General features: G+C 73.4%; 14 protein-coding genes. 7 read left to right on the forward strand and 7 right to left on the reverse strand.

The window, feature by feature from the left end; all coding sequences use genetic code 11:
* Window positions 1-69 precede the first annotated feature (69 nt).
* Entirely contained in the window at window positions 70-990 is a 921-nt protein-coding gene (locus tag LEP48_RS13645; RefSeq protein ID WP_422723842.1) for a metallophosphoesterase, read from the reverse strand.
* Window positions 987-3362, reverse strand: a complete 2376-nt coding sequence (locus LEP48_RS13650; RefSeq protein WP_225566143.1) for a transglycosylase domain-containing protein — start codon at window positions 3360-3362, stop codon at window positions 987-989. The genes LEP48_RS13645 and LEP48_RS13650 overlap by 4 nt, the downstream gene beginning before the upstream one ends.
* Before the next feature lie 193 nt (window positions 3363-3555).
* Between LEP48_RS13650 and LEP48_RS13655 the strand changes: the two genes are divergently transcribed.
* Window positions 3556-3720 (forward strand): Sp36 family protein, encoded by a 165-nt coding sequence (locus LEP48_RS13655; RefSeq protein ID WP_225566144.1) that lies wholly within the window; start codon window positions 3556-3558, stop codon window positions 3718-3720.
* Complete coding sequence (locus tag LEP48_RS13660) at window positions 3717-4196, forward strand: RidA family protein (RefSeq protein WP_225566145.1); 480 nt, start codon at window positions 3717-3719, stop codon at window positions 4194-4196. The genes LEP48_RS13655 and LEP48_RS13660 overlap by 4 nt, the downstream gene beginning before the upstream one ends.
* An 81-nt stretch (window positions 4197-4277) precedes the next feature.
* On the opposite strand, the gene LEP48_RS13665 is transcribed toward LEP48_RS13660, so the two are convergent.
* The gene (locus LEP48_RS13665) at window positions 4278-4913 is read right to left on the reverse strand and encodes a Crp/Fnr family transcriptional regulator (protein WP_225566190.1); all 636 of its coding nucleotides are present in this window, start codon (window positions 4911-4913) and stop codon (window positions 4278-4280) included.
* 245 nt (window positions 4914-5158) lie between these two features.
* Here LEP48_RS13665 and nth point away from each other — a divergent pair, with 245 nt between their 5' ends.
* The gene (gene nth, locus LEP48_RS13670) at window positions 5159-5905 is read left to right on the forward strand and encodes an endonuclease III (protein WP_225566146.1); all 747 of its coding nucleotides are present in this window, start codon (window positions 5159-5161) and stop codon (window positions 5903-5905) included.
* 44 nt (window positions 5906-5949) lie between these two features.
* Here nth and LEP48_RS13675 read toward each other — a convergent pair whose 3' ends face one another.
* The gene (locus LEP48_RS13675) at window positions 5950-6894 is read right to left on the reverse strand and encodes an alpha/beta fold hydrolase (protein ID WP_225566147.1); all 945 of its coding nucleotides are present in this window, start codon (window positions 6892-6894) and stop codon (window positions 5950-5952) included.
* A 42-nt stretch (window positions 6895-6936) separates the two neighbouring features.
* Window positions 6937-7719 (reverse strand): winged helix-turn-helix transcriptional regulator, encoded by a 783-nt coding sequence (locus LEP48_RS13680; RefSeq protein WP_225566148.1) that lies wholly within the window; start codon window positions 7717-7719, stop codon window positions 6937-6939.
* Window positions 7720-7946: 227 nt separating this feature from the next.
* Between LEP48_RS13680 and LEP48_RS13685 the strand changes: the two genes are divergently transcribed.
* On the forward strand, window positions 7947-8696 hold the full coding sequence (locus LEP48_RS13685; RefSeq protein ID WP_225566149.1) for a hypothetical protein: 750 nt from the start codon (window positions 7947-7949) through the stop codon (window positions 8694-8696).
* A gap of 8 nt (window positions 8697-8704) precedes the next feature.
* Here the strand turns inward: LEP48_RS13685 and LEP48_RS13690 are convergent, their stop codons facing one another.
* Window positions 8705-9361 carry a YceI family protein gene (locus LEP48_RS13690; RefSeq protein ID WP_225566150.1) on the reverse strand — a complete coding sequence of 219 codons (657 nt, stop codon included), beginning with the start codon at window positions 9359-9361 and terminating at the stop codon, window positions 8705-8707.
* Window positions 9362-9525: 164 nt separating this feature from the next.
* On the reverse strand, window positions 9526-9912 hold the full coding sequence (locus LEP48_RS13695; RefSeq protein WP_225566151.1) for a DsrE family protein: 387 nt from the start codon (window positions 9910-9912) through the stop codon (window positions 9526-9528).
* A gap of 158 nt (window positions 9913-10070) precedes the next feature.
* Between LEP48_RS13695 and LEP48_RS13700 the strand changes: the two genes are divergently transcribed.
* The 3 genes from LEP48_RS13700 to LEP48_RS13710 all read left to right on the forward strand — a co-directional run bounded on the left by LEP48_RS13700 (window position 10071) and on the right by LEP48_RS13710 (window position 13075).
* On the forward strand, window positions 10071-10637 hold the full coding sequence (locus tag LEP48_RS13700) for a heme-binding beta-barrel domain-containing protein (RefSeq protein WP_225566152.1): 567 nt from the start codon (window positions 10071-10073) through the stop codon (window positions 10635-10637).
* 91 nt (window positions 10638-10728) lie between these two features.
* On the forward strand, window positions 10729-11880 hold the full coding sequence (gene ygfZ, locus LEP48_RS13705) for a CAF17-like 4Fe-4S cluster assembly/insertion protein YgfZ (RefSeq protein ID WP_225566153.1): 1152 nt from the start codon (window positions 10729-10731) through the stop codon (window positions 11878-11880).
* A gap of 10 nt (window positions 11881-11890) precedes the next feature.
* A complete protein-coding gene (locus tag LEP48_RS13710) occupies window positions 11891-13075 on the forward strand; it encodes an FUSC family protein (RefSeq protein WP_225566154.1) in 1185 nt (394 codons plus the stop codon).
* The last annotated feature ends 13 nt before the right edge of the window (window positions 13076-13088 follow it).

Below are 13088 nucleotides of genomic sequence, written 5' to 3' on the forward strand. Positions count from 1 at the left end.
AGGCCTGCCCTGCGTGCGGAAGCCTGCCTAGAATAGCCGACGATCCGGCCAGGACGAAAACGAGATCCGCTAGGCGGCGGTGAAGGTGAGCAACGTCGCCTCGGGTCGGCACGCGAACCGCACGGGCGCGTACGGGGACGTGCCCGCACCTGCGGAGACGTGCAGCCAGGTCGAGCCCGCGCCGTCCGCGTCGTCGGGTCGTGCGCCGGGCCAGCCGTGCAGTCCGCTGGCGCGTCGTCGGTCGATGTCGCAGTTCGTCACCAGCGCGCCGTAGCCGGGCACGCGCAGCTGACCGCCGTGGGTGTGACCGGCCAGGACCACGTCGGCCGCGTCGGCGTGCATCTGGTCGAGCACCCGCCGGTAGGGGGCGTGCGTGACGCCGAGGTGCAGCACCGCGTCGTCGGGCCGGCCGGCGGGGAACTCGTCGCGGTCCAGGTGCGGGTCGTCGACCCCCACGAGGGAGAACGGGCGGCCGTCGGCGACGACGACGTCGCGCCGGTTGGTGAGGTCTTTCCAGCCGGCGTCGCGCATCGCCGCGGCGAGCTCTGCGGCCGGCAGCGACGGCGGGCGTCGCGGCGCCACCCGGGCGTCCGGCAGGAGGTACCGCGCGGGGTTCTTCGGCACGGGCTCGAAGTAGTCGTTGGACCCCAGGACGAACGCCCCGGGCACGTCCAGCAGCGGCTCCAGGGCGTGCAGGAGCGGCCCGAGGGAGTCACGGTGAGCCAGGTTGTCGCCCGTGTTCACGACGAGGTGCGGGTCGGTCGCGGCGATCGATCGCACCCAGTCGATCTTGAGCTGCTGCGACGGGGTCAGGTGCAGGTCCGAGACGTGCAGCACGCGCAGGTCGGGCTCGCCCGCCGGGAGCACGGGCACGGTGGCCCGGCGCAGCGTGAAGAGCTTGGTCTCCACGTGGGCGTACGCGAGCCCGGCCAGTCCGACGACGGCGACCCCGCCGAGGACGCGTCGGGCGCGGGCCCCCGCGGGGGTCAGTTGTCCCGTCCCGTCTGGGCGAAGCTGTCCCAGGCGCTGGCAGCGTTCGCCGACGACGTGCCGGCCGGGCTGCCGTCGCTGCCTCCGCCGCCACCGGGCTTGTCGTCACGCCCCTTGTCGTCGTCGCCCTTGTCGTCGTTGCCCTTGTCGTTGCCCTTGTCGTCACCCGAGTCGTCGTCGGAGTCGTCCGGCGGCGGCGCCTTCGGCGGGGCGCCGATGAGCGACTGGTCGGGCGCACCGAAGTCCTTGACGGGAAGGTCCTGGATCGCCGTGTCCATGAACTTCTTCCACGCGGGCGCCGCGAGGGTCGAGCCGTACAGGACCCGGTGGAACTGGCCGTTGACCACGTTGCCGTTCGTGTGGTCCTCGTTGGGCTTGTCGGCGTTGCCCACCCACACCGAGGTGGACAGGTTGGGGGTGAACCCGGTGAACCAGGTCTGCGCCGACGCGTTCGAGGTTCCCGTCTTGCCGGCCACCGGTCGGCCGTCGGCGAGCCCACCCAGGCGCCGCGCGGTACCGGTGCCCGAGAAGACCTTCTCCATGGCGAACACGACCGTGTTGGCGATGTTGGTCGGCAAGGCGTTCTTGTCGCAGCTCGTACCCGGGACCTCGAGCTCCTCGCCGTCCGGCCCGGTCACGGAGGTGATCGCGATGGGCTCGCAGTAGGTGCCGCCCGAGGCGAGCGTGGCGTACGCGGCTGCCTGGTACAGCGGTGTCGACTCCTGCGTCCCGAGCACCATCGGGGCCGCGATGTCGATGCTGTCCTCCTCCGGGGTGGTGACGACCGCACCGTCGTTGTCCGAGGACCGGGTGGGCCGGAAGCCCATGTCCCAGGCGGTGCTGCGAAGGCTGCAGAGGTTGAGCTCGAAGCCCATCGAGGCGTACGCGGTGTTGACGGACTCGTACGTCGCCTGGAGCGCCGAGATGGACCCGTATGCGACGCCCTCCGCGTTGCCCGGCTCCCACACGTCGCCGCCCAGGGACCCGATGCACGGGGTGTTGAAGGTGCCGACCACGCGGCTGACCTTGTTGGCGGTCACGCGTTCGTTGAGGGTGTGACCCTCCTTGAGCCACTCGGCCAGGACGAAGGGCTTGAAGTTCGAGCCCACCTGGAACCCGCCCGACGCGCCGTGCAGCGGGTCGGCGGCGTAGTTGACCCGGGTCGTGAGCTTGTCGCTGCCGGCGGCAGGGGTGTACGGGATGTTCTGCGCCATCGCCCGGATCTCGCCGGTGCCGGGCTCGACCGACGCGATGGCGGACTGCAGGCCGCTGGCGTCGCCGGGGGCGACCGCCTCCTTGACGACCTCGACGGCCTTCTTCTGCAGCTTCATGTCGAGGGTGGTGTGGATCTCCAGCCCGCCCTTGTACAGCAGGTCCTGCCGCTCGCCCTTCGTCTCGCCGAAGACGGGGTTGAGGACGATCTCCTTGGTGACGTAGTCGCAGAAGAACTCGGCCTTCTTCGCGGCGCTGCAGCCGACCTCGACGGGCGTGACGTCGAGACTCTCCTTGATCGTCAGCGCCTTGGCCTCGTCGTACTCCTGCGTGGTGATGTACCCCAGCGACCACATCTTGTGCAGCACGAGGTTCCGGCGCTCGAGGGCGTCGTCCGGGTTCGCCGTCGGGTCGAACCGGGCGGGGGACTTCGTGATGCCGGCGATCGTCGCGGCCTCGACGACGTTCAGGTCCTTGGCGTGCTTGGAGAAGTAGTACTGGGCGGCCGTCTCGACGCCGTAGATCTGGTTCTTCCCGAACTGGGCGACGTTCAGGTAGCCCTGGAGGATGTCCTCCTTGCTCATCTTCTGCTCGAGGGAGATCGCCATCTTGGCCTCGCGCAGCTTGCGGTTGACCGTGTCTTCCTTGGCCTCGATGACGCCGAAGGGGTCGTCGTCCTGCAGCGCCTGCTCGATGAGCATGTTCTTCACGTACTGCTGGGTCAGGGTCGAGGCGCCCTGCGTCGCGTCGCCCGAGAGGTTGTTGGCCAGCGCGCGCGTCATGCCGCGCGTGTCGATGCCGCCGTGCTCCCAGAAGCGCTCGTCCTCGATGGCGATCACGGCGTTCTTCATCGGCTCGGAGACCTCGTCGAGCGAGACGACGATGCGGTTCTGCGCGTAGAACGTGGCCAACAGCTTGCCGTTGCTCGCGTAGATGCGGGACTGCTGCGAGAGCGGTGACGGCTCGAGCTCGGCGGGGAGCTCGTCGTAGATCTCCACCGTGCTGTCGGCCGCGGCGTTGACCCCTGCGGCGAAGGGGATCACCAGGCCGGCCGTGAGGACACCGCCCGCCACTGCCGCGAGCACGAACGCGAGGAGCAGCGCCACGAGCTGCGTCGCAGGCATCGTACGGGTGATGCGACGGGGGTCCTGATTGGCCATGGCTACCAGGGTAAGGGTTCGTCCCGGGGCGGAGCAGGCCGGTCGGCGCCACCGGGTGTGCAGGTCCTGTGGACTCCTCGTCACCACGCGGTGGGAACCGTCCGCCCCCGGGCCCACCGCTCGTGGCACTGCACCGGGGGCGCGACCGGGCCCCCGGTGCGTGCGGCGCGTCCCGGCTGGTTACGATCGCCGCATGGCTACCACGTGGGAGTACGCGACCATCCCCCTGCTGATCCACAACACCAAGGCGATCCTCGACCAGTGGGGCGCCGACGGGTGGGAGCTCGTCCAGGTCGTTCCCGGCCCCGACAGCACCAACCTCGTCGCCTACCTGAAGCGACCGACGGGCGACCGGTGACGGCCGCCACGGGCGCCGAGGCCCGGCTCGCCGAGCTCGGCATCACCCTGCCCGACGTCGCGGCCCCCGTGGCCGCGTACCAGCCGGCGGTGCGCTCCGGCCAGTACGTCTTCACGGCCGGCCAGCTGCCGTTCGTCGACGGCGCGCTGCCCGTCACGGGCAAGGTGGGCGAGGTCGTCACCGCGGAGACCGCCGCCGACCTGGCGCGCACCTGCGCCCTCAACGCACTGGCCGCGGTGCGCTCGCTCACCGGCTCGCTCGACGCCGTGGCGCGCGTCGTCAAGGTGACCGGCTTCGTCGCCTCCGACCCGTCGTTCACCGGGCAGCCCGGGGTGCTCAACGGCGCCTCGACCGTGCTCGGCGAGATCTTCGGCGACGCCGGCGTGCACGCCCGCAGCGCCGTCGGCGTCGCCGTCCTGCCGCTGGACGCGCCGGTCGAGGTGGAGCTGATCGTCGAGCTCGCCCCGGGGAGCTAGCGAGGCGTCACGCACGAAGGGACGGACCGTAGCGCTACGGTCCGTCCCTTCGTGGTGTCTCGCGCTTGGCCGCGGTCGGCTTCAGCGGGCGCGGCGCTCCAGGCGGTCGAGGTCCAGCAGCACGACGGCGCGGCCCTCGCGACGCACCCAGCCGCGGGTGGCGAAGTCGGCCAGCGCCTTGTTCACCGTCTCGCGGGAGGCGCCGACGAGCTGCGCCAGCTCCTCCTGGGTGAGGTCGTGCGCGACGCGGATGCCGTCGTCGTTCGGCTCGCCGAAGCGGGTCGACAGGTCGAGCAGCGCCTTCGCCACCCGGCCCGGGACGTCGGAGAACACGAGGTCGGCGAGCGTCTCGTTGGTGCGGCGCAGGCGGCGGGCCAGCGCGCCCAGCAGCGTCGTCGCGACGCTCGGGTGCGCGCCGATCCAGGCCACGAGCGCGTGGTGGCGCAGCTCGTAGACGAGCGCGTCGGACACCGACGAGGCGGTGGCGGTGCGGGGGCCCGGGTCGAACAGGGAGAGCTCGCCGAACATCTCGCCGGGGCCGAGGATGGACAGGAGGTTCTCGCGTCCGTCGCTCGAACGGCGGCCCAGCTTGATCTTGCCCTGCGCGATGACGTACAGGCGGTCGCCCGGCTCTCCCTCACGGAAGAGGACGTCGCCCCGGCTCAGCTCGACGGGGACCATGGACTCGAAGAGCGCCTGCGTCTCCTCGCTTTCCATGTCCGCGAAGAGGGGGGCGGAGAGCACGACGGTGGTGTCGTCCACAGGATTCCTCACGTGGTCGGGGGCGTCCGTCCCGATGGCGGGGCGGGTCGTCCAAGGATGTCAAGGGATTGTGTTCCAGTTCTCAGTCTGCCTCACCGCACCAAATCGCGTCGAAGATCCGGTACGGCACCCTCGCGCGCCGCCGGGTGCGGCGGGGGAGCGGCGGTGCCCCTGTCGGCGGCGCTCGCTACGCTGCCAGGGTGCCGACGACGCCGACCACAGCCTCCTCGAAGTCCGCCGCCGCGCCCACCGGGGAGTCCCGGCTCGCGCTCGTGCGCCGCGCGCGCCGCATCGACCGCGAGCTCGCGGCCGCCTACCCGGACGCGCGGGCGGAGCTCGACTTCACCACGCCGCTCGAGCTGCTGATCGCCACCGTCCTGTCCGCGCAGACCACGGACGTGCGGGTCAACGCGACCACCCCGGCCATCTTCGCGCGGTACCCGGACGCGGCCGCGTACGCGGCCGCGGACCCCGCGGAGATGGAGGAGCTGTTCCGCCCGCTCGGCTTCTTCCGGGCCAAGACACGGTCCGTCATCGGCCTCGGTCAGGCGCTCGTCGAGCGGTTCGACGGCGAGGTGCCGGCGCGGCTCGAGGACCTCGTGACCCTGCCCGGTGTCGGCCGCAAGACGGCGAACGTGGTGCTGGGCAACGCGTTCGGCATCCCGGGGATCACGGTCGACACGCACTTCGGCCGCCTGGCCCGCCGGTTCGGCTGGACCACCGAACAGGACCCGGTCAAGGTCGAGCACGAGGTCGGCGAGCTCGTGCCGAAGAAGGACTGGACGATGCTCAGCCACCACCTCGTGTGGCACGGCCGGCGGGTCTGCCACGCGCGCAAGCCCGCCTGCGGCGCCTGCCCGGTGGCCCGCTGGTGCCCGTCCTACGGCACGGGCGAGACCGACCCGGTGGCCGCGGCCAAGCTCGTGAAGCCGGGCCCGCGAGGCTAGAGGCCCGCGAGGCTAGAGGCCCACGAGGCTAGAGGCCCCGGAGGCTAGGAGGCGTCCGTGGCGGTGCGGGGCAGCCAGTCGAGCAGCAGCGTGGAGACGTCGTCCGCGGCCTGCTCCGGCAGGAAGTGCCCGGCGCCGTCCACCGTCTCCAGGCGGAAGTCCCGTGCGAGCGCCCCGCCGTCCACCCCGGCGTACTCCGGGCGCAGGAAGGGGTCGGCGCTGCCGTGCACCTGGAGCACCGGCACGCCGATCGGCTGCCGGATCGCGGTCAGGTAGCGCCGTCCGTCGGGCCGGGGCGTGGAGCGCACCAGCCAGCGCAGCGACTCCATGACGGTGTGCGCGGCGAAGGGGATGCGCATCACCGTGCGGTACAGCTCGGCGTCGTCCGACGGGAACGCCCCGCCGCCCCCGGCGGCGAGCACCCGGGCCACGAGGTCGCCGTCGACGAGCCGTCGCTCGGGCAGCGTGGGGAGCTGGTAGAAGGTCAGGGCGCGGCGGGCCGGGCCGGTGAGGAGCCGGCTCCCCGAGACGTGCAGTCGCGCAGGGTGCGGCGACGCGAACGCGGCGACCCCGGCCGTGACGGCCGGCTGGAGGCGCGCCATCGACCACGCGATCGTCCCGCCGCTGCCGTGCCCGACGACGACCGCCCGGTCGTGGCCCAGCGAGCGCACCACGCCCGCGACATCCCGGGTGCTGGTCGGCACGTCGTAGCCCGACGGCGGCTTGTCGGACGCGCCGACCCCCCGCAGGTCCATCGCGGCGACCCGGTACCCGGCGTCGGCGAGCGCCGTGACCTGGTGCCGCCAGGCCCACCAGAACTGCGGGTACCCGTGCAGGAGCAGGACCAGCGGCCGGCCGCCGACCGTGGGCCGCTCCGGGCCGGCCAGGGCCACGTGGAAGCGCGCGCCGTTCGCGGGCACGAGCTCGTGCCGCCAGGGCCCGTCCACGAGGGCGCTGGAGAAGTCGCTGGAGTCCGACATCGCGGTCATCCGGTCGAACCTACCTGCTCGACGGCCGAGTTCACGGAACGGCTAGCGGGACGTGGTCGTGCGGGCGTCCGCGGTGCCCCTGGACGTCTGCACGACGGGCGGTGGCTCTCCGGCCGTGTCGTGGCCGGCGCCCTCCTCGCCCGCGCGGGGCTCCTTGGGCGGGTCGAACCGGTACCCGACGTTGCGGACGGTGCCGATGAGCTGCTCGTGCTCGGGGCCGAGCTTGGCGCGCAGCCGCCGCACGTGGACGTCCACGGTGCGGGTGCCGCCGTAGTAGTCGTAGCCCCAGACCTCCTGGAGCAGCTGGGCGCGGGTGAAGACGCGGCCCGGGTGCTGCACCAGGTACTTGAGCAGCTCGAACTCCTTGTACGTGAGGTCGATGGGACGCCCGCGGAGCCGGGCCGTGTACCCGCCGGCGTCGATCGTCAGCTCGCCCGCGGCGATCTCCTCCGGGCCGTCGTCGGCGACCCCGTGCGCGGAGCGCTCGATGACGAGCCGCAGCCGTGCCTCGACCTCGGCCGGGGACGCCGTGACGAGCAGGAGGTCGTCCGCGCCCCACTCGTGGGTGACGACGGTGAGGCCGCCCTCGGTGAGCACCAGCACGAGCGGGACGGTCAGGCCGGTCGCGTGCAGCAGCCGGCAGGTGGTGCGGGCGGCGACGAGGTCACGGCGGGCGTCGAGCAGCACGACGTCGGAGTCCGGGGCGTCGACCAGGGCGGACGGCTCCATCGGCAGCACGCGGACCTTGTGGCTGAGCAGGCCGAGCGCGGGCAGCACCTCGACGGAGCCACCGGTTCCGGGCGTGAGGATCAACAGCTCGGCCATCGCCCCTCCTCCCGATCGACGGGGCGTCCGCCCGGCGGGCGAACCATCCGGTGCGTTGTCAAAGTACCTTGCGCCGTACCGTCCCTGCCCGAAGTCTGCCCCGAACGGTGTTACCAACGTGTGAATCGCTCGTTGCCGTCTCGTGTGGCGGACATCCCTCAGGCATCGGGGGTGTTGCGCCCTGGCTCGGCTCGGAGTGCGACGAAGTCTCTGGGACACTCGACGACGTGCCCGTGCCGACCCGTGTGACCACCCGAGCCGTCGCGACGTCTGCGCTGTCCGCCGCCGTGGCGGTTGCCGCCTACTTCGGGACCGAGCCGCTGACTGCCGTCGCCGGCGCCCTCGTGATCCTGCTGGCCCTCGGTTGGGCCCCGCTGCTGCGGCTGCCCGCCCGCGGCGGCACGACCGTCGTCGTGGCCATCGCCGGGCTCGGCGGGGTCGCCGTGGCGTACGCGACGCGCGGCGAGCCCGTGCTTCGCCACCTGCCGGTGGTCATCGCGATGGCGCTCGTGCTGGCGTTCGTCGCGGAGATGCTGCGCCGGGGCGGGCGGGCGCGTCTCGTCGAGTCGGTGAGCGGCACCGTCACCGGCGTGGTGGTCGCGGTGGCGAGCGCCGGGTGGGTGGCCGCGGGGCGTACGGAGGCGGGGGCCGACCTGGTCGTGACCAGCGCCGTCGGGCTCGCCGTCGCGTCGGCCGTCGCAGCGCTGCCGGTGGCTCGCGGCTGGGCCGGCTCCCTGGTGGGCGTGGTGCTCGGTGGCGCCGCCGCGGCGGGCGCCGCGACGGTCGTGCCGTCGGTGGACCTCGTCACCGGTGCGGTCGCCGGTGTGGTGACCGGCCTGGTCGCGGCGGTCCTGCGGCTGCTGTTCGAGCGGCAGCCTGCGCTCGCCGGGCGGCTCCCGACGCTCTCGGCGATCGCCGTCCCGGTCGCGGTGAGCGGCATCCTGGTCTTCGCCGTCGGGCGGCTCGTCCTGGCCTGATCCGAGGGTCAGACCTCGCGGATGGCCTCCCCGGCCAGCTCGATGCGCACGGTCTTGGCCACGAGCACGCCACCGGCCTCGAGCGCGACGTTCCACAGCAGCCCGAACTTCTCGCGCTCGAAGTCCGCCGTCGCGTTGAACCCGAAGATGTCCCGCCCGTAGGGGTCGCGGCCCGCCCCGCCGAACTCGGCGTCGAGCGCGATCGGGTGCGTGATGCCGCGGATCGTCAGCTCGCCGTGGAGCACGAACTTGGCGGACGTCGTCGCCGCCTGCTGGCTGAACCCGGCGGACCGCCCGGGGCCGTGGCCCTTGAGCCGGGCCCACGAGAAGATCGGGTCCACCTCGGTGCGCCACTCGATCCCGGTGCTGCGGAAGTCGATCGTCGGGTGGTTCTCGACGTCCAGGAAGTCCGGGCTGCTCAGGTGGGCGTCGCGGTCGGGGTGGTGGGTGGTGATCGACGCGGTCTCGAGCGTCGCGGTGACCCAGGAGGTCAGCGGGTCCTCGCCGACGTGGATGGTGGCGCTCCCGGAGCTGAACTCGCCCCGCACGGGGCTGACCATCATGTGCATCGCCAGGAATCCGAGCCGCTTGTGCGCCTCGTCGAGGGTGTAGGTGCCTGCGGCCGGGATGACGAGGTCGTTCCAGGTCCGGGTGGGCGAAGTCATGGCGGGCCTCCGGGTCGTGGGGGGATGTCCACGGGTGCCGTGGGCGCCATCTAGTTCAACATTCAACCTGCGACGCCCGGCAACAGAACCGCCGTGTCGTCCGTCACGGGGAATTCACCCCGAGCCCCGGTGCCCCTGGGTCCCGGACGGACCGCACCCAGGGGTCAGTACACGACGGCCTGGGCCTGCGGGCGCAGGATCTCCTCGGTGAACACGGCCGCACCCGCGATCCGCACGCCCGGCAGGACGTCGTCGGCGGTGATCTGACGCCGGGCCGCGCACTGCGTGCACAGGGTCACCGTCCCGCCGGCCAGCACGGCGTCGAGCAGGTCAGGTACGGGGGCGGCGTGGTCCAGGGCGAGCTCGGCCGCGCGGCCCGGCACCGCGAACCAGGCGGCCTCGCCCGTCAGCCACAGGCTCACCTCGACGCCCGCCGCCGCGGCGGACGCGGCGACCGTGAGGGCCTGGTTGGCGGCCTCCGGCCGGTCCAGCCCGGAGGTGGTCTTGATCACGAGCGAGCGCGAGGCGTGGCCGGCGGCAGAGGAGGTCATGTCGATCGACCCTACCGATCGCGGCCGGCTGGGTAGGATCGGCGCATGTCTATCGAAGCCCTCGAGGCAGTGTTCACCGGCCTGCTCGTCGTCGTGTCGATCACGATCGTCTGGTTCGCCGGGTACGTCGTCTACAAGCTCTTCCAGGGTCAGCGCTGATGGCCTTCGCCTTTCCGGAGGGCCTCGCGCCCGAGGTGTACCCCCTCGCCTGGCTCGTGGGCCGCTGGCGAGGCGAAGGCGTCATCGAGTACCCCGGCATCACCCAGACGCCGTTCGTCCACGACCTGGAGTTCGACCACGACGGCGGCCCCTACCTGCGCGTCACCTCGACGCTGCGGGTGAGCTCCGCCGCCGCGGCGGACGGCGAGGCCGAGGACGGCCCCGATACCGGCGAGCCCGACACGGTGTGGTCGACCGAGACCGGCTTCTGGCGCGTGTCCAGCGAGCGTCCCGAAGGCCTCGAGGCGGACCGCCACGCGCTCGAGGTGCTGCTGACCGACGCCTCCGGACGTCTCTCGCTGTTCCTCGGCGTGGCGGGCAACGGTCGTGTCGACCTGGCCACGGACTTCGTGGCGCGCACCTCCACCGCCGCCGAGGTCACCGCCGCCAAGCGCCTGTACGGCCTGGTCGAGGGCCAGCTCATGTGGGTCGAGGAGCTCGCGGCGTTCGGGCACCCGCTCGGGTCGTACGCCTCCGCGAAGCTGGACCGGGTCACCGACGGCTGAGCCCGCCGGCCCGACCTCCCGCACCGACGACCGGCCCACCGGCCCACCGGCCACCGACAACGCAGACACCGACGCCCGAGGGGGAGACCTGATGGACAGCCCGCTGCTCGCACGGCACGGAGCCGTGGCCGCCACCGGCGCGGACGCCGGGGTCGCCTGGCACTACGGGGACCCGGTGGGTGAGCAGCGCGCGCTGACGCGCGGCGGCGCCGTCGTCGACCAGTCCCACCTGGGCGTCGTCCGCGTCGCCGGGCCGGACCGGCTCTCCTGGCTGCACTCGATCACGTCCCAGGACCTGCAGGCGCTGGCGCCGCGCACGTCCACCGAGCTGTTCGTGCTGTCGCCGCAGGGCCACGTCGAGCACGCGGCGGGCGTCGTCGACGACGGCGAGGCCACCTGGCTGATCACCGAGACCGACCACGCCGCGCCGCTCGCCGCCTGGCTCGACCGCATGAAGTTCATGATGCGGGTCGAGATCGAGGACGTCTCAGCGCAGTACGCCGCGCTCGGCGAGCCCGTCGCGGCCGAGGGCGCCGACGGCGAGCCCGTGACGTGGTGGGACAGCTGGCCGCGCGTCGCCGCAGGCGGCACGCGGTACGGCCCGCCGGAGACGGAGCACCCGGGGGCCGACCGGCCCTGGCGGCTCGTGCTGGTGCCGCGCGAGGGCCTCGCGGAGGCCGTCGCCGAGCGTGAGGCGGCCGGCTGGCGGCTCGCCGGCACCTGGGCGGCCGAGGCGCTCCGTGTCGAGGCCTGGCGACCCCGGCTCGCGCACGAGGTCGACCACCGCAGCGTCCCGCACGAGCTCGACTGGCTCCGCACCGCCGTCCACCTGCACAAGGGCTGCTACCGGGGCCAGGAGACCATCGCACGGGTGCACAACCTGGGCCGCCCGCCGCGGCGGCTCGTCATGCTGCACCTGGACGGCTCCCAGCACGTCGTCCCCGAGGCCGGTGCCGAGGTGCGGCTCGGCGGGGCCGACGGCAAGGCCGTCGGGTCGGTGACCACCGTCGCGCGGCACCACGAGCTGGGGCCGGTGGCGCTCGCCGTCGTCAAGCGGTCCGTGCCGGAGGACGCCGAGCTCACCGTGGTCGGCGACGTGAGCGGGCAGCCGCTCGCCGTGGCCGCCGCCCAGGAGGTCGTGATGCCCGGTGACGGTGTCTCGGCCGACCGTCCCGAGGCCCACGGGCCCCTCGCGCGGGGCCTGACGCCGCGCGGGCCGCAAGCCCCGCAGAGCCTGCTGTGACCGGGCGCCCGTGAGCGACGAGCCGTCGGCCCGTCCCGCGGGCGAGCTCGCCCGCGCGGCGCTGCGCACCATGCGGCGCCGCGTCCGCCTGCGCCAGGGCTGGCGGCGGGTGCACGCCTCCTTCTGGCCGGTCGTCCAGGCGTCGCTGGCGGCCGGGGTCGCGTACGGCATCGCGATCCTGCTGCTGGGGCACCCGCAGCCGTTCTTCGCGGCCGTCGCCGCCTGGGTGTGCCTGGGGTTCAGCTTCGACCGCGACCTGCGTCGCGTCGCCGAGGTCGCCGTGGGCGTCGCGCTCGGCGTCGGGCTCGGCGACCTCCTGGTGCACCTGATCGGGTCGGGCTGGTGGCAGCTGTCCGTCGTCATGGCGGTCTCCGCGCTGCTCGCGAGGTTCGTCGACCGCGGGGCGCTGCTCGCCACCCAGGCGGGGGTCCAGGCGATCGTCGTGGTGGGCCTGCCCGTCGCCGTCACCCAGGGCGGGGTCTGGGGCCGGTGGACCGACGCCCTGACCGGTGGCGCCGTCGCGCTCCTGGTGGCGCTGCTCACCCCCGGGGACCCGCGGCGCCGGCTGCGCAAGCTCGCCGGGGACGCGACGGACGAGCTGGCGTCCGTGCTCGAGCTGGTCGCCCGCGGGCTGCGCGACGCCGACGTGGACGACATCGCGGGCGCCCTCGTGCGCGGCCGCGGAGCCGAGACGGCGCTCACCGACTGGCGGGAGCTCGCCCGCAAGTCGCGCGAGATCGCCCGGGTGAGCGTGAACCGGGTGCACCGCGAGGAGCTCACGAGGCTCGCGTCCCAGGCCGTGCTGGTCGACCGGGCGATGCGCGGAGTGCGCGTGCTCGCCCGCCGGTCGCCCGCGGCGCTGCGCTCGCTCGGGCTGCTGGACGACGACGGCGCCCCCACCGGTGAGCTGCCCGCCGTCGGTACCGAGCCGGCGCACCATCCCGTCGCCGACCTGGTGGACCGGTACGCGGTCGGCGTCCGGCTGCTGGCCAGCGCGCTCGGCGCCGGCATCGACCCCGCGCGGGCGCGGGAGACGCTCTCCGCCCTCGCGGCCGACGTCGACCCGCGCGTGATCGGCGAGGGGTACTGGCAGGTGCAGTCCCTCGTGCTCCTGCTGCGCTCGCCCGTCGTCGACACCCTCGAGGCAGCAGGGATGACGCCGGAGCAGGCCCGCGCGGCCCTCCCGGAGATGTAGCCGCCCCTCACCC

The organism is Isoptericola luteus (genome assembly GCF_020297055.1).
Classification (GTDB): domain Bacteria; phylum Actinomycetota; class Actinomycetes; order Actinomycetales; family Cellulomonadaceae; genus Isoptericola; species Isoptericola luteus.